11 protein-coding genes and 2 tRNA genes are annotated in these 16,216 nt (G+C 50.2%); 4 read left to right on the top strand and 9 right to left on the bottom strand.

Annotated features, from left to right (window positions below; translation table 11 throughout):
- Window positions 1-29 precede the first annotated feature (29 nt).
- Window positions 30-362, top strand: coding sequence for a hypothetical protein (locus HY774_26880; protein MBI4752128.1), 333 nt, complete (start codon window positions 30-32; stop codon window positions 360-362).
- Between the two features lie 200 nt (window positions 363-562).
- On the opposite strand, the gene HY774_26875 is transcribed toward HY774_26880, so the two are convergent.
- The 6 genes from HY774_26875 to HY774_26850 all read right to left on the bottom strand — a co-directional run bounded on the left by HY774_26875 (window position 563) and on the right by HY774_26850 (window position 7,763).
- Window positions 563-661: transfer RNA gene (locus tag HY774_26875), tRNA-Sec, on the bottom strand.
- A 29-nt stretch (window positions 662-690) separates the two neighbouring features.
- Window positions 691-2,544 carry a PDZ domain-containing protein gene (locus tag HY774_26870; GenBank protein MBI4752127.1) on the bottom strand — a complete coding sequence of 618 codons (1,854 nt, stop codon included), beginning with the start codon at window positions 2,542-2,544 and terminating at the stop codon, window positions 691-693.
- A 379-nt stretch (window positions 2,545-2,923) separates the two neighbouring features.
- Window positions 2,924-3,550 carry a hypothetical protein gene (locus tag HY774_26865; GenBank protein MBI4752126.1) on the bottom strand — a complete coding sequence of 209 codons (627 nt, stop codon included), beginning with the start codon at window positions 3,548-3,550 and terminating at the stop codon, window positions 2,924-2,926.
- 134 nt (window positions 3,551-3,684) lie between these two features.
- Entirely contained in the window at window positions 3,685-5,631 is a 1,947-nt protein-coding gene (asnB, locus tag HY774_26860) for an asparagine synthase (glutamine-hydrolyzing) (GenBank protein MBI4752125.1), read from the bottom strand.
- A gap of 174 nt (window positions 5,632-5,805) precedes the next feature.
- A complete protein-coding gene (rsmI, locus tag HY774_26855; GenBank protein ID MBI4752124.1) occupies window positions 5,806-6,666 on the bottom strand; it encodes a 16S rRNA (cytidine(1402)-2'-O)-methyltransferase in 861 nt (286 codons plus the stop codon).
- An 83-nt stretch (window positions 6,667-6,749) separates the two neighbouring features.
- A complete protein-coding gene (locus HY774_26850; protein MBI4752123.1) occupies window positions 6,750-7,763 on the bottom strand; it encodes a VWA domain-containing protein in 1,014 nt (337 codons plus the stop codon).
- Window positions 7,764-8,014: 251 nt separating this feature from the next.
- Here HY774_26850 and HY774_26845 point away from each other — a divergent pair.
- Window positions 8,015-8,088, top strand: a tRNA-Gln gene (locus tag HY774_26845).
- Between the two features lie 90 nt (window positions 8,089-8,178).
- Here the strand turns inward: HY774_26845 and HY774_26840 are convergent.
- The 3 genes from HY774_26840 to HY774_26830 form a co-directional block, all read right to left on the bottom strand.
- Window positions 8,179-9,759, bottom strand: coding sequence for a DUF1957 domain-containing protein (locus tag HY774_26840; protein MBI4752122.1), 1,581 nt, complete (start codon window positions 9,757-9,759; stop codon window positions 8,179-8,181).
- 200 nt (window positions 9,760-9,959) lie between these two features.
- The gene (locus HY774_26835; GenBank protein MBI4752121.1) at window positions 9,960-11,405 is read right to left on the bottom strand and encodes a DUF4912 domain-containing protein; all 1,446 of its coding nucleotides are present in this window, start codon (window positions 11,403-11,405) and stop codon (window positions 9,960-9,962) included.
- Between the two features lie 540 nt (window positions 11,406-11,945).
- Entirely contained in the window at window positions 11,946-12,281 is a 336-nt protein-coding gene (locus HY774_26830) for a hypothetical protein (GenBank protein ID MBI4752120.1), read from the bottom strand.
- A 267-nt stretch (window positions 12,282-12,548) separates the two neighbouring features.
- Between HY774_26830 and HY774_26825 the strand changes: the two genes are divergently transcribed.
- Both HY774_26825 and HY774_26820 read left to right on the top strand, forming a co-directional pair.
- On the top strand, window positions 12,549-13,061 hold the full coding sequence (locus HY774_26825; GenBank protein ID MBI4752119.1) for a MogA/MoaB family molybdenum cofactor biosynthesis protein: 513 nt from the start codon (window positions 12,549-12,551) through the stop codon (window positions 13,059-13,061).
- Between the two features lie 272 nt (window positions 13,062-13,333).
- Window positions 13,334-15,958: a fused MFS/spermidine synthase gene (locus HY774_26820; protein MBI4752118.1), complete on the top strand. Its 2,625-nt coding sequence runs from the start codon at window positions 13,334-13,336 to the stop codon at window positions 15,956-15,958.
- The last annotated feature ends 258 nt before the right edge of the window (window positions 15,959-16,216 follow it).

Here is a 16,216-nt window from a genome sequence, read left to right as displayed (position 1 = left end):
GCCATGAAGCCAAAACGGAGACTTGATAAATGACTCACGAAGAAATGGAACGCACCATGCAGTTCATTCTGGACCAGCAGGCCAAGTTCAGTGTGGATGTTGATTTGCTGAAAGAAAACCAGGTTCGAATGTCTGGTGACATCGAAAACCTGAAAATCAGTGTTGCCGGATTGCTGGAACTGTCCAGGCAGTCAATGGAAACGGCTGAGGCTGACAGACAGATGGTCCGAGAAGCGGCTGAAGCTGATAGGCGGATGGTTCGTGAGGTGGTTCAGGATTTGAAGGACACGATTTACCGGGTTGAATCCAAAGCTGATAAGGCATTAACCCTGGCCAGGGGAGATTCAGAGGACAATCGCTGATGAGGCTCGAAAATTAATGCCAGCCTGACTCAAGAGAATACAAGCAAAAAAAGAGGTGGATTTTTGGAAATCCACCTTTTTGTATTTGAGTTTTTCGAAACATTCTCAAATGTTGGGCGAAAGTTGGGAATTCCCATTCCCAACTTACCCCGTAGCGAGCATCACCGACTCACTACTTCATCTAAACCATTGAAAACAATTGGCGGAGGCGTGTGGGAATCGAACCCACCTATCCCGGCTCTCACCAGGACACTACGGGTTTGAAGCCCGCGGCAGCCAACCAGACCACATGCACCTCCTCAATCCTGGTACTTCTTTATTCACACGTTCAGGCCGCTTTTTTTCCAAGTGGGACAGCCATACTCAACTGAAAAACTGATCGTTGCAAGGCTTGTTGGGATGGCGAGAGAGTTGAAAGAATTTTGACGGAAACAGTAACTGAAACGGACTGTGTTGCAGCCACGGTTAGTGAAAGAATCTTTTTGCGGCGCTTGATTTTTAAATCAACTGGCCCAGGCAGTGAAGTCATTTTTGCAACGACTCGATTTAACATAGTTTGCGACACAATCGTCTCTTGATTCACACTCAGGACAATATCACCATTCTCAAGACCTGCGTCTTCCGCTGGTGAGTCCTGATCACATTGAATGACACGTGTCGTCCGCCCATCAAACTCAAGACCAAATCCACGATAAGCAAATTCATCCCGCTTAACTGTGACCTGAAGCCCAATCTTTTCAAAGAGTTCCCGAGAAGGCAACTCCTCACTGCCTTTAATATTGCGTCGAAAAAACTCGGTTACGTCAACTCCAGTCAAACGATTGATTTCCTGAAGGATATCATCACTTGAATATCCAGGACCAGTTTCAGGAAACCGGTTATACATTGCCCGCACAACCTCATCAAGTGAATATCTCCCTTCCGTTTTGGCTCGGAGTTCAATATCGAGCAGGGCCGCGACAACAGCACCTTTGCCATAGTAATCAAGCTGAATATTTTGAAAATTACTCGTGCCAGTTAACCAGGTGGCCAATGAAGCATCTTCCAGACTCATAAATTGTCGGCCTGGAGCCTCTTCCAAGGCATTGAGATTCCGTTCCAGATAAGCCGCATAATCTGGCAACCGAATTAATTTTGCCCGTACCAGCCCAAGCATCGCATAGTAATCGGTCACGCCTTCCGCAAACCATAACGACGGGGTGTAGACCTCCTGGGCCAACGAAGCCCCAACCAGTTCCTTTGGTCGAAGTCGTTTCACGTTCCAGGCATGAAAGATTTCGTGGGCGGTGACAGAAAGAAAGTCAACACTGGCAAGGGGGTAATCAACCAGTGTTTCAGGTGAAAAATTGATTACGGTGGAATTGGCATGCTCCAGGCCCTCAATGACACTTAAAGAGTTGGATTCAAAAGGGATGTAAATCAGAAAATACCGGTCAAAAGGAAGCGAGCCCATCATTTCAGCATACACCAGCGCAATTTTGGTAATCGCTTCCTGCAACCCCTCAATATCGGCGTTTTCCCGAACGGTAAAGAAGGAGAATGGGATTTTTTGAACGGTGAAATCCGTTCGGCGGTACTTTCCAAGCACCATTGGAGCATCAATCAGCGCTTCATAATCCCTGGCCGTAAAGGTTTTTCCTCCGACTTGAGTCAATGGCATGGCGACGTTCCACCCAGATGGCAGCGTAAATTCAACAGTGCGTGGAATCCCTGTTTCCCCAACAAGATAGAGGAATGTCGCGGCACCTTGAAGCTGACCAAATTGGGGACCAAGCCAGTTGGAATCAACTGTTAATTGATCGCATATCACCCGATACCGCACTGAAATCTGTGTCTGTCCGGCACATTGAATTCGCCAGGTTTGCTTATCAACGAAGCGGGTTTCCAGAGCTTGACCCGTCGCTCCTTTGGCAGCAAGTTCTGAAAGATACTGCGCATAGTTCAGAATTTCATAGGAGCCGGGTGTCCAGGCTGGGATCGCGACATCCACCGTTGGGCGGTCAAGACCCTGAAGGCGCATTTCAACCAAAACCGCTTTATTTCCAGCTTTCTCCAGTGTGACCTGATAATGAACCGTGAGTTGTCTGGGAAAACTGGGCACGGCCCTGGCTGGCAGGGTCCACCACAAAGTCCAAACGACAACAGCCAACACCGGAACTAAACGGCGAAGTACAAAGTGCATAAAGAAACACCAGTATTTAGTCAGTAGTCATACCATTTAGGGCTGAGGGTATTGGGCTCAGGGCTGAGGGAAACACAAATTTATCAACAATTTAGCCTCTTGCTCATACGATAGAATCATTCCAGAATGGTATCAGTGGCTCGCTACGTTCATTTTTTTGAGTTCTTTCACTCACAGCTCATGTGTGGTATTGGGTTGAGACGGTATAATTGAGTGTGTCAAAAGGGTTAGCAGCCGACTCAGTATAGATTTTTTCCCTCAAAGAACAAGTCGCAATCTCATCAGTACAGTCGTGGTCAAACACAACGACGAGCGCGGTCCTGGTCCTATCAAACCAGAATGGCGCTCGTCAGTTTGTTCAATTCAAATAATCAACTGTTCACTGAGTAATGCGGATTTGCATGGTGGTACCGGTTGGAAAATCCAGATCTTCGCCACGGGTTGTCAAAACCGTGGTTGTTCCGGCGGCGGCGCCAATTGCGGAACCAATCGCCGCCCCCTTCTTCCCACCAATGATAGCGCCAATCGCGGTGCCAATTCCGGCCCCACCCGCAATCAAAATCGCATCGCGGGTTTGTGAACCACGGCTTTTGACGTGGCCTTCAGCATCCACTTCAACTTCATTGCGTTCGACTGATTCAACCTGGGCTGAGATTTGTTGTTCGCGTCTATCAGTCATTACCAGGGTGTCGAATGACAGTTCGACCTCAGCACGGCCTGAAACCCGGCCACTGCGGTTAATTCGAATGACATGACCTTCAATAAAAGCGTCTTGCAAGGTGGTGGGCGAAAGAACTCGTGCGGTAAATTGATCACCTTCACGGCTATCTTTGGTGCCAATAGGCGACAAAAGTTCAAGGCGCAGGACATCTCCAGGACGAACCGATTGACCTGACCGGTACTGTCTTTTTTTCGGTACTGCCGACCAGACGGGAAGTAAACTCCCAGACAAACCCAACATTGCAATCACACAGCCGATTGCCAGAATACCCCGCAGCTTGTTCATAAACGTTCTCCTGCGAACAAAACCTGAGACCAAATGAAGTTGTTTTGATTGAGGCGGATGAGAGAGATGGCCGCTGGGTAGATGTCTGGACGATGAGTTGGGATGTCTGGATTTTTTCGCTTCTTGGGTAGACATTACGCCGGTTCAATCCAGCGCTCATACCACAGACTCAAATTGAGCAATCCCCACAAGTTGAAACTATAGTCAATTTTGCCGGCTTTATGCGCGGCCAGCATCTGTTCGATCTCACCATAATTGAAATAGTTTCGCTTTCGCAGTCGGGAGTTCAGAATTCGTTGATCAAGTTCCTGGCCAAACCCGTCCATAAACCATTCTTTGATGGGAAGACCAAAACCCTGTTTCTTTCGATAGATAATGTTGTCCGGCAGAATTCCTTCAAGTGCTTTTTTCAGAATGTATTTCGTTTGCCCGTTTTTGTATTTCAGGTGACGAGGAATCGTCATAGCAAATTCGACAAACTCGTGGTCCAGAAATGGCACTCGGGCTTCAACTGATGTTGCCATGGTAATCTTGTCAACCCGCATCAAAAGCAGCTCGGCCAGTCGCAGATTGAGTTCAAGGTAGATCATGCGCTCTAGAAAATCGCCATCCGGTTTTTTTGAGTCAAAATGATCAACCAACCCGCTCACGACATCGTGGGAAGAAATACGCCCTAACCGGTCACGTAATTCTTTGGAAAGCAAGCGTGACTTACTGACTTCGTCATACACCACCGTACCGCCCCAAAACAGTTCTTCATTGGCCCCTAAGCGTCGGACCAGATCCGGAATCAATTTTTTCCCTCGTGGCATAAAGGTTTCAGCCGCAAACTGGCTAAAGGGCGCCGCCGCTGCCGCCAGACCTGACCTGACACCACGCGGTAATCGCTCCAGGTGCGACCATCCCCGCTCGTGGATCTTGAGAAAATCAACATAATTGGGATAGCCACAAAAAATTTCGTCTGAGCCTTCCCCAACCTGAACCACAATCGTGCCGCTGTCACGCACCAGCTTCGAGACATAATACAGTGGCACACAGACCGGATCAGCAATCGGCTCATCCTGGTGGAAAATCAGATCTGGAAGAAATGACAGCACTTCGTCTGGACCAATCAGAATTTCGTGGTGGTCAGTCCCAAAGTGGCGGGCAATCTGGCGGGCGTACTCAAGCTCGTTGTAGGTCTCAATCCCTTTAAAACCAATCGTAAATGTGCGTACTGGCTCAGTGGAGCAGGCTGACATCAAGGCAACGTTGGCGCTTGAATCAACACCGCCGCTTAAAAAAACACCAAAGGGGACATCTGACATCATTCGCTTTTCAATTGATTGGGTGAGCAGGTCACGCAGACGAGGAATGATTTCGGCTTCGGTGAGTGCTTCTTTCGGCGTTTCAACAATCGCATCCCAATAGCGCTCAATTCGGATATTTCCCTTTCGATCACAAATGAGCATATGCCCTGGCGGGAGCTTGCGAATACCTTTGAACAAGGTTTGTGGCGCGGGTGTGGTGAAAAATGTCAGGTAGTGATAGAGCGCGGTTTCGTCCACATCACGAACAACCGCCGGATGCTCAAGAATGGCTTTGATTTCCGAACCAAAGATCAACCGACCATCGGCAACCGTGTAGTAGACCGGCTTGACACCGATCCGGTCCCGAACCAGTGTAAGTTCCTCCTTGACGCTATCCCAGAGTGCAATTCCAAACATGCCATGCAGGCAATGCACAAACTCGCGGCCACGGTCTTCATAGAGGTGCAGAATGGTTTCCGTGTCGGCTTCAGAGCGATACACATGCCCCTTTTCGAGCATTTGCTGTCGCCAGACCCGGTGGTTGTAGATTTCACCGTTGAAAACAAGCCACACCGAACCGTCTTCATTTGTCATGGGCTGATTTCCCGCCGATGAGAGATCCACAATCGCCAGCCGACGAAATCCCAGACCCAGCCGCCGATCCGGGCTGATATAGGTTCCACCACTGTCCGGCCCACGATGCACAATCACATCGCTCATCGCAGTTAACAATGTCTCGGAAACTTCACCATGAGCCCGACCAAATTCAAAAACGCCGCAAATTCCACACATAAATTGAATAAAGAATGAAGAATTGAGAATGAAGAAGACTGACCGAGTTCCGGGTTCCGGGTTCCGGGTTCCGGGTTCCGGGTTCCGGGTTCCGGGTTCCGGGTTCCGGGTTCCGGGTTTTCGAAGAGGGCGCGGTTCAAAGCAACAGCGCCCTTACCTCATCTTTTCACCTTGTCACCTTGTCACTTCATCGGCCTGGTCTTTTTCTTCCTGCCACTGACGATACAGTTCGCGTTTGGCAACACCATATTTCTGTGACAGTTGTTTCATTGCCGCATTGGGACTTATCCCACCAGCGATTAGCCGTTCCATATCTTCTCGCAAAGTCAGGCGCGGCGAAAGTGGCTCAGTTTGAACGTCCTGACTCTTTCCAGCAATCAGAATTACCATCTCGCCCCGTGGTTCTTGATGCATAAAATGGGCAATTTGCTCTTTTAAGGGCAGCCGCACATATTCTTCAAACTGTTTTGAAAGCTCGCGGGCAACCACTGCCGGGCGATTCCCGAGTACCAGCAAAGCGTCTTCAAGAAAGGCGAGAAGGCGGTGCGGGGCTTCATAAAAAACCAAAGTTGCCGACAGATCGCGCAGCCCTTCCAGTGCCTGCCGACGGGCACCTTGTTTGACAGGAAGAAAACCAGCAAACAAAAACTGCTCGGTGTTCAGACCCGAAGCCGCCAACGCCGTTGGAACGGCACAGGCACCGGGCAAGGCGGTGACTGGACATCCAGCTTCAACAGCGGCCTGAACAATCACAGCGCCAGGATCTGAAATTCCGGGCATTCCAGCATCACTCACAATCGCCACTGATTTCCCGCTCTGGAGGTCACTCAGCAACCGGTTCACCCGATCACGTTCATTATGTTCGTGATAGCTCAATGTTGGTGTGTGAATATCAAAGTGGGAGAGGAGTTTGCGGGTATGACGGGTATCTTCGCAGGCAATCAGGTCAACTTCACGGAGAATTCGCACGGCGCGCAGGGTGATGTCTTCGAGGTTACCAATCGGGGTGGGAATTAAATATAAAGTGCCAGACATAAAGAAGTTTGAAGAACAAGGGCTGAGTGCCTGAAAGCCCTCAGCCCTATGAATTCACAACGAATTGACGGTTGGAGGTATGTTCACTGGGGTGTGGCAAGGTAGCCTGACCGGGTGAGCACTTTAAAATTTTTCCGTCCCGCAATCTGAACTTCAATCTGGCGGAATCCATTCGGAGTGCTGTTTTCCGGTTCATACACCAGATAATATTGATTTCGAAGGCTTTGTTCCGCCAACCGAAAAGCAGCTTTGAGCTGTCCCATATCGCTTGGAAAAAATACATCGCCACCAGTTTCTTTGCACAGCCGTTTCAGGTCTTTATCATCAAGGTTGTGATATGGATTTCCTTCCACCCGAAACACCCCACCACCCTTGGTGCTAATGGCAAAAATAACGACCTCGGTTTGTTGAGCAATTCGAATCGCCTGATCCAGGGTCTTTTGGCTGGCTGTGTCGGCGCCGTCGGTAATAAACAAAATCACGCGCCGTTTGCTGGTAGCCGCTTTCATCTGTTCAGTGCAAATTTTGTGAACGGCATCATAGACGGCAGTTTGACCTTGGGCCTGAAAGACCCGATCCACAATGGATGAAATCCGGTCAAAATCACTGGTAAACTGCTGACGAAAATCAACTTTTTCATTAAATGTGACCAGCGATGCCCGGTCGCGCTTGTTATCAAGCAACCGCTCTAAAAATTCTTTGATCGCTTCTTTTTCAAATGCCAGCCGGTTCCGCACACTGGTGCTGATATCCATGGCAAGCGTGAGGTTCAATGTCAACCCGTCATGCTTTTGAAAACTCACAACGCGCTGTTGCTGACGATTTTCAAAGACCTGAAAATCATTTTGTTTCAACCCACGTACAAAGTTGCCGTCTTCGTTCAGCACGGTCACTGGCAAGGTCACGTTGACAACTGAAGCCACCACAAGCGGGGCATCACCATCCTCTTGTCCGTCAGAAGGTGAGGGCGCTTGCGGCCCAGGGGTGGTTGACCCATGGGCAATTGGGCTGAGAGAAGTCTCAAATTTGCAATAGAGAACGGTGAAGGCGACCAATAAACCAATCAAAAGCTTGAATACAACTCGTCTTTTGGGCATGTGAAATAACCTGAACCAATAAATTATGGAGGGAAAGCTCTTTCCTTACCACAGCTTCCCAAAAATCAAAATAAACTTTACTTGGAATTTTAAAGCGAGAACCTGGACGCTCTGGTGCGATGCCCTGTTTGGAGTTCACGTTGCAGTTTTGGGTACTCTGAAACAATGGGGACCACACATCCTGACCAGCAGGCAAAAAAAGAGAGGCTTGACAGATCTCAGAAAAACTGTCTATATTGCCGGTTCTGTACTGGGAGGTCGTCTAATGGTAAGACCTACGGCTCTGAACCGTATTATTGGGGTTCGAATCCCTGCCTCCCAGCCATTTTTTTGCCCACCATCAGCCACTTCTTTCCTCTTCAGGCTCAGAGCATAGAGATCTTCAAACTTTTCCGACCTCTCTCCCCTTCAATACTTACTGGTACACCCGATAGTCAATTTCCGGAAAAATATTGTCCCGGCTTTCAACTTCAGCTAGCCATTCTTCCTCAATCGTATCGGTCGTTAAAAATTCATACAGTTTGGTAAAGCGGTGAATGTGATCCCGGAATCGCTTCACGGCATAGGCGACCATCGTCTGATTGGTGATGATAAAAGCCCAGTCGCTTGATTGTGCCAGCAGAAGTTCGCGTGCGGCCTGGTTGAGTGCCCGCAACTGAAGTCCTTCAGCTTGTGGAAACCGGTTGAGCAGATCAACCATTCGATTTTCGGCAATATGCTGATGGCGATACATCCACTGAGTCGCACGATTAAGCCAGACACGATTATAGCCTTCCGCTCCCCAGGAAGAAGCCGACGGCGTCTGGGGCTGATTTTCCGGAAACATCTCCAAATAATCCGCTGGCGTGATCAAATGCACTTCATCCTGGTCATAGTGGATTTTACGAATCAGAAAATCCAGGAATTGCGGGCCTTCATACCACCAGTGCCCGTACAACTCAGCGTCATAGGGCGAGACAACCAGCGGCGCCCGGCCAATCAAAGGCCGCAAATTGTGCATTTGAACCTGACGGGAGGCCAGAAAGTGACCAGCGTGTTCAGCGGCAACTTCGGTCGCCCAGGCCGGTTCATAGGGCTGCTTTTCGTGTAAATCAACCTTACCGGTGACCCGATAATATTTAATCCCGACGTTTCGGCGCACACCATCCAGATGCAGATACGGTTTGATGTACTCCTCTTCGGCTTCATATCCCAGATCTTTATAGAACTCGCGGTAATTGGGATGGCCGGGATAACCAATGACGGAACTCCACACCTGCTCGCTGGTGTCCACATCGCGGGCAAAGGCCGCCACTCCAGAAGGCGTAATCACCGGCGCAAAAATGCCCCGCATCGGACGCGGCGTCCCAAACATAATGCTATGTGAATCAACCAGGAAATACTTGATTTCAGCTTCGGCCAGAAGTTCATCAATTCCGGGCTGATAGGCACATTCCGGCAGCCAGATTCCAAGCGGGCGGCGTCCGAAATGCTTTTCATAGTTGCGCACGGCCACCTGGATTTGGGCCCGTCGGGCTTCGCGGCGATACATCAACGGCAAAAACCCGTGCGTGGCGCCGCAGGTGATGATTTCAAGCACCCCAGCATCCTGCAGTTCGCGAAAAGCACGAATCAAATCCCGCTGATACAGATTTTCATACAGGTCCTGAACACCGCTGAAATGTTCATGATGTGCCCGGGCAGCATTCTCAAATTTAGTGCCTGCGGTACGCTCGACTTCTTTGGTCGTCAATTCGATCAGTTTTGCCAGATGTTTTGAATAGCGTTCCTGTAACAACGCATCCGCCAGCATTTCACAGAGCGGCGGTGTCATGGTCATGGTCACACGAAATTTAACACCCGCTTTGTGCAATCGGCTAAAACTAAACACCAACGGCACATAGGTTTCACTGATCGCCTCATAAAGCCAGTCTTCTTCTAAATATTCTGGATGTTCTGGATGGCGGACAAATGGCAAATGGGCGTGCAAAATCAGGGCAAGAAATCCCGTAACCATAGTTCTCCTGTGGTTGAAAAGGACATATCGTGGGGTTGTGGGTTGTGGTCGGAAGACGTCGTGTGGGAAATTCACGGCCACTGGTCAATGGATATGGGGGTTGGGGTTACATTCTGACTGCTTTCAATCAGAAAGAAACCCCAACCGCAAGACGTTCACCCATTTGAAGCAGTGATCAGAATCCCCGCACACAAAAAATGTTAGATCTCATCTGGCAACGGGGGGACATCTAAATCCATCGGCAACAGCAGGGCTCGACCGCCACTGCTGGCTGGACGATCCATACTTGGCAACCAGGGTGCTGGCCGCTCAACCTGTTTGAGGACCGGACGACGGCGTGGGACTCGGCGTGGAAGGCGGCGGCGACGGCGGCCATGGAGGCTTCCAAGTTCGCTTCCAGCCGAACTCCCAATTCCAAATCGCAAGAGCCCTGGAGCAAAGAAGTCTTCGTCTTCGATTTCTTCCCACTCACTGTACTCGTATTCGGTCCATTCTTCACTGTCAGCCACACCGTCACCTTCCAGATCAACCGGTCCGACCAGGTCACGAAGGTGTTCCACGTTGCGGATCCCCGTTGGCATTCCACGGCCAGCCAGATACGCAATGTAGGCATCGCGCAGGACGGAAGGCAGGTAATGCAGCAACGAATTGGCTGCCATCTCACCTTCCCCGTGGGCAATGAGTTCCGCCAGGATATCACGCACTGTTTCTGGAATCGCCTCCAGATGAATTTCCTGCAATGGCTCGCCGGCACCAGCCTGGATAAAGGCATCGGTCACATGCGGTGGCAGCCAGTCAGCCAGCGTTTCGTGAGGCAACGCTCCGGCATGGGCACTAAACCCTGAAGCCCGAAGCAATTTTTTGAAGCGCGCTGTGCTGATTTGGAAATCAGGTTCCGTTGACGGCGGCGCCACCGTTCCACGCGGGGTGGTCACTTCAGGGGCAGCCATCAATGGCACAAAACCAAAATTGGGTGAATAGACACCGAATTCGACAATGTAGGTTCGACCAGGGGAAACACTCAACCAGTCGCTGCTTGGAATTTTGACTGGGTAATAGGTTTCTTCTTCGTTGGTCTTGTCGGTAACACGCAACACCGGCTGGAAGGTTTTCACCTCTTCGGGCGTGAACAATTTATTGATTGAGCGAAGCGTTTCCGGACGAATTTCCCAGTAGATGTAGATTCGGAACGGATCCTGAACCAGGGCCGAAATCATATCGGCGTCATAGGCTTCGGGAATGGGCAATCCGGGATCAATAAAGGGTTCTTCTTCAGCCCCAAGGCTGCTTAAGTGGATTGGCGCTTCTGGATGCCCCAATGGATGTTCCAGTTCGATCAAATCTTCTTTGGCTTCTGGAAGATCCATGGTGACGTGCATTGGCGAGGACGTCCGCATGGAAAAGATCAACGATTCCAGCGGCGAGATATCAAACTCGGGGGCGTCAACTGCTGTTTTTGAAACTGGGTCCTGAGTCTCGGAATCCGCAGCGGATTCGGCCAGTGTGGGGACGTCCTGACCTGACGCAACCTGAGCCGTTTCCGCACCGGCTTCACGCTCTACAGATTGAGAATCGACTGGCGTGGCCTGTGATTTCCCAGGTTCACCAGACTCAGTCGCATCAGGAATAACTGGCTTATCAGCCATATGAACTCTCCTTAAAATTGCAAAGTATCAGTGGTGGCTGTCAGTCTGACCGACAGCGCTCGGTATAAAACACGCTCCAACAGTTTGTCTTTGGCTGAGCAGAAACTGATATGAATTCAAATGAATGACCTGAACGGCAAAGACAGTGAAAATAGTTGGATGGAAAATAAAAGGTGAGACTCTACCACGTTCAGACTCAGATTGTCAGTTTTTCTTTTCCGGCACCCTCGGTCTTCGCCAACTCGACCAGGGGTGCATCCCGGTAAACAATATGGCCTTCCTGATTGAATCGGCGTAATCCTGAGCCTAATAATAGAGTTACCGGAAAATGCCTGTGTGTGGCGCCCAGTTTAGGGACATAGGAGGCGACATTCAACAGAATTCAGGCTGAAGAACTCAGGCTGAAGAATTCAGGCTGAAGAATTCGGGCTGAGGGCTTGGGGCTGAAGAATTCGGGCTGAAGAACTCGGGCTGAAGAACCCTGGGCTTAAAGCTGGGGATTGACCCAATTTCTTCCGCCCAACGTCTTCCACCCTGGCTTCAATGGGTGTAATGCCCACACCGGCCACAGACCAGGGTTTCCGGGTCAAATTGATCGCTCTGATGACAGATTTCACAGCGTTGCGGATGGCTCACATTTTTGACGTGCCATCCGCTATCGTCTTCTGGCCAGTCATCTTCTGCATAGAGTGATCGGTGACGACTGGCATAACTCTCGACCGAACGACGTCGAGGAGGCGAGTTGTCATAGTCCCGCCAGAATTCATCCGGCTGTGGATCATATCCACGTTTGAGCTGTCTTCGTTCCCATGCGCGGCGAATTGCCTGGCCAACCCAGAGACCAGCAGCAATCAACACCAGGAGTGAGAACAACATATCAACCAGAATCACAATGCGATCATTTCTTGAATGGGAATGAGAGGCGAGGAAGCCGGGCGTTGTTGGTTTGCAATTTCGGGGCGACTGTGGCAAATGCCAGAGTACATAAACACGTTTCCGTCTGCCAAGGTTATCATCCATCTGGCGCTGACCGTTTTCTCGACAGACTTTGTCAATCAAACAAAACGTCTTTATTTTCAAATACTTTCAGGCGGAGCACAGAAAATTGTCAATGCCGGTCGCATTTTTCCTCCATCTTTTTCTATGAGTGAAGTTCAAAAACACGCCCACGTCTCGTCCGTGCAACGCATCGCTGCCTGTGCTGTCATTACCGTCAGTGATACCCGAACCGAAGAAACCGATAAAAGTGGCCGCACCATGCGCGAAAAGCTCGCGGCTGCCGGCCATACCATTGTGCACTATCAAATTATCCACGATGAACCAAGCGACATCCGCGCCCTGCTTGGTCATTTAGCCACCAACCCTCAATTTTCGGTCATTTTGCTGAATGGAGGGACTGGTATTTCACGCCGCGACACCACCTTTGATGTCGTGGATGCCATGCTGGAAAAACGTTTGCCTGGATTTGGCGAAATTTTCCGGATGCTCAGCTATGAAGACATTGGACCGGCAGCATTTCTGTCACGGGCCACGGCGGGCATCATTAATGGCAAAATCTTGTTTTCCCTTCCCGGCTCAACCGGAGCGGTCACGCTTGGAATGGAAAAATTGATTCTCCCAGAGTTAAGCCATCTCTTGAACGAGTTAGAGAAATAATACCGGTTTGTAGTCAGTAGTCAGTAGTTGATGAGTTAGTAGTCAGTAGTCAGTAGTCAGTAGACCAAACCCGGATCGTTGAATCGGTGGAATTCTTGAAAAGAATTGTTCCTAAATGGTTCAAATAGAACTAAATCCACTTGACAAGATTTCTCAATTCCCAACACTCGACTACTGACTACTGACTACTGACTACTGACTACTGACTACTGACTACTGACTACTGACTACTGACCACTGACTGGTATCAGTCGCCTTTCTTCCCTCCAATCATGAAACCTTCCTCAAAAAGCCTGCTGGTGTTGTTCTTTCTTTCGGGTGCCACCTCACTCGCCTACGAAACGGTTTTTGTCAAACTCCTTGGCTATGTCTTTGGAAATACAACCTATGCCGTCAGCACGATTCTCGCGGCTTTTATGGGCGGATTGGCCGTTGGGAGCTATGTTTTTGGAAAATATGTCGAACGCGGAAGGAATGGGCTGAAACTGTATGCCTACCTCGAACTTGGGGTTGGCCTGTACTGCGCCTTTGTGCCGTTGATCTTTCGCGGGCTAGAGCCGATCTATATCCGGCTCTATCAAAACTACCACTTCTCGTTTGGACAACTGACTGCGGTTCGATTTCTGCTCTCGCTGGTTCTGGTCCTGCCGCCGACTATTCTCATGGGAGGCACGCTCCCAGCAATGACCAAATATATTGTCCATCACGCCGGGCACATTGGGCGGCGGGTCAGCCTGCTTTATGCCGTCAACACCTTTGGCGCTGCGTTTGGAGTGTTTAGCGTCACGTTTTTCATCTTGGGGGCGCTTGGCATTTATGGAACGCTGGGTCTGGCGGTCGTGGGAAATTTGATTATTTTTGGCATTGCCTTATGGTTATTGCGGGGAACTCCCCAGGTTGAACCGGTGACTGGGCCACTTCCAGCATCGCAGGAGGAAACCCAACCTTCGTGGCCGGTCAAAAAGCTAGAGCATGGGTTTGATGCCCTGGCTTCAGGGCTCGGATTTCGTCCAACCAAATCAGAACCACTTCCGGCAATTGCCAGTTCGACGCTCCATCGCTGGTTGTATTTTGTCGCCTTTCTTTCAGGTGTGATTTCATTTGCCTATGAAGTCGCCTGGACGCATGTCCTGGCTCAAACCGTTGGTACCAGCGCCTATGCCTTTGGAACCATGCTTACCACAATGCTGCTGGGCATTGCACTGGGAAGCCACTTTGTCAAACAGGTGATTGACGAACACAAAAGTGCTGAATGTCGGCTGGTGTTATCGCAATTTGCGCTGGGTGTGGCCGTATTTGCCCTGCTGCCACTGTGGGATGATATTCCAAGACTTTTTCAATTGACCGAGTTTTTCAGACCCAGCTTTACCTTAACCGAAACCATCCGTTTTATTGGGTGTTTCACGGTTATGTTTTTGCCAGCCCTGCTGATTGGAATGAGCTTTCCGCTGGTGATGAAGGTTCAGGCGCGCAAACTGCCAGGGTTAGCGGAACAAATTGGCATCGTCTATTTTTTCAACACTATCGGATGTATTTTTGGTTCCACGGTGACCGGTTTTTTGCTCCTTCCCTACCTGGGAGCTGAGCGGCTCATGCGAGTCTCCGCAGCAGCAAATCTGGGCCTGGCGGTTCTGATTGCAGTTGTCTTCCTGAATCAACACAAACAATTTCTTAACCGTTTTGTGGCGTTGACGGTGGCTGCCGGTGTGCTGGGGTTTACCATCATTCCGAAATGGGATTTGAATCACCTCAACGTCGGCGCCCACGTCCTGAGCAGCTACACGTATGCCAACCCATTGAATCAGAAGATTTTATTTTATCACGAGGACGTACTTGGCGGCGTCACCAGTGTGGTTCAAAGCGACACCACGCGCACACTGCTGGCCAACGCCAAATTCCAGGGCAATGACACGCACGAAGTTCCCGCCCAAAAGCAATTTGCTATTGTGCCGCTTTTGTTTACCCGTAACTATAACCAGTCACTGGTAATCGGGCTTGGAACTGGCACCACGGCCAGTGTCATCGGAGCATTTCCCTTTTCAGAAATTGATATTGCTGAAATTTCGCCGGGCATTGTCACCGCCGCCCACGACTATTTTGGGCACCTGAACCGCAACATCCTGGATGATCCACGGGTCAGGCTCCACGTCACCGATGGGCGCAACTACGTTTTGTTGACCCCGAAGCAATATGATCTGATCAGTATTGAACTCACCAATATCTGGTTTGCGGGTGCCGCGAATCTGTACAGCCAGAATTTTTATGAGCTTTGTCGCAAGCGGCTTCGGTCTGGAGGTGTGTTTCAGCAATGGGTTCAAATTCACCACATGGACCCGGTGGATTTGATCAGTATCGTCAAAACCATGCATTCGGTATTTCCGCACATGGCCTTTTTTGTCGGAGGCGGTCAGGGAATTCTGCTTGGTTCAGACCAACCGCTGGAAGTCAATTTCAAAACCCTTGAATCGCTCAATGAGCGCCCACAGATCCATCAATGTCTGGACAATGCCAATATTGTTGGAAATGACATGCTTTCGGTCTTGAGCGGCCTGTATCTCTATGACCAGAGTGTCGTTGAGTTTATCAACAGTGAACCGATGGCTGAAATCAGCACTGACTGGTACCCGTTTCTTGAGTACACCACGCCACGTGGAAATCAGCTCCCCTATTCACGCCTGGCCAATCTGAAATTGCTGGAAAGTTACTGGTACCGAAAACTCCCACGCCTGACAGATGCAACCGAAGCCGATATGCTTTATTTGCAAGGGTTAGTCGAAACCGGACGTGGCAACCATGCCCAGGCAGTCAGGTGGCTGGAACAGGCGTTAGCCAAAGGAAATCAAAATCCAAGGTGTGCTGAATTGCTAAAAAAGGAACAGGAAGAAGTGGCAAAGTAGGGCTGAGGGCTGAGGGCCATAAGCGCCAGGATAAGGGTTTGAGGCCCGAAGGGTCGTCGTTTAATAGCCGTGGTGCGAAGCCCACGGAATACGGCCAGGACGGGATCCAGGCCCGACACGAGCGTCGTTCAATGCCAACGGAACGGACACGGATTTTCTTATCCTGGCGCTTATGGGGCTGAGGGCTGAGGGCTGAGGGCTGAGGGCTGAGGGCTGAGGGCTGAGGGCTGAGGGCTGAGGGCTGAGGGCTGAGGGCTG

This window comes from Acidobacteriota bacterium (assembly GCA_016208495.1).
Classification (GTDB): domain Bacteria; phylum Acidobacteriota; class Blastocatellia; order Chloracidobacteriales; family Chloracidobacteriaceae; genus JACQXX01.
Note: the sequence above shows the minus strand (reverse complement) of the source record. Positions and strands in the feature narration are given on the sequence as shown.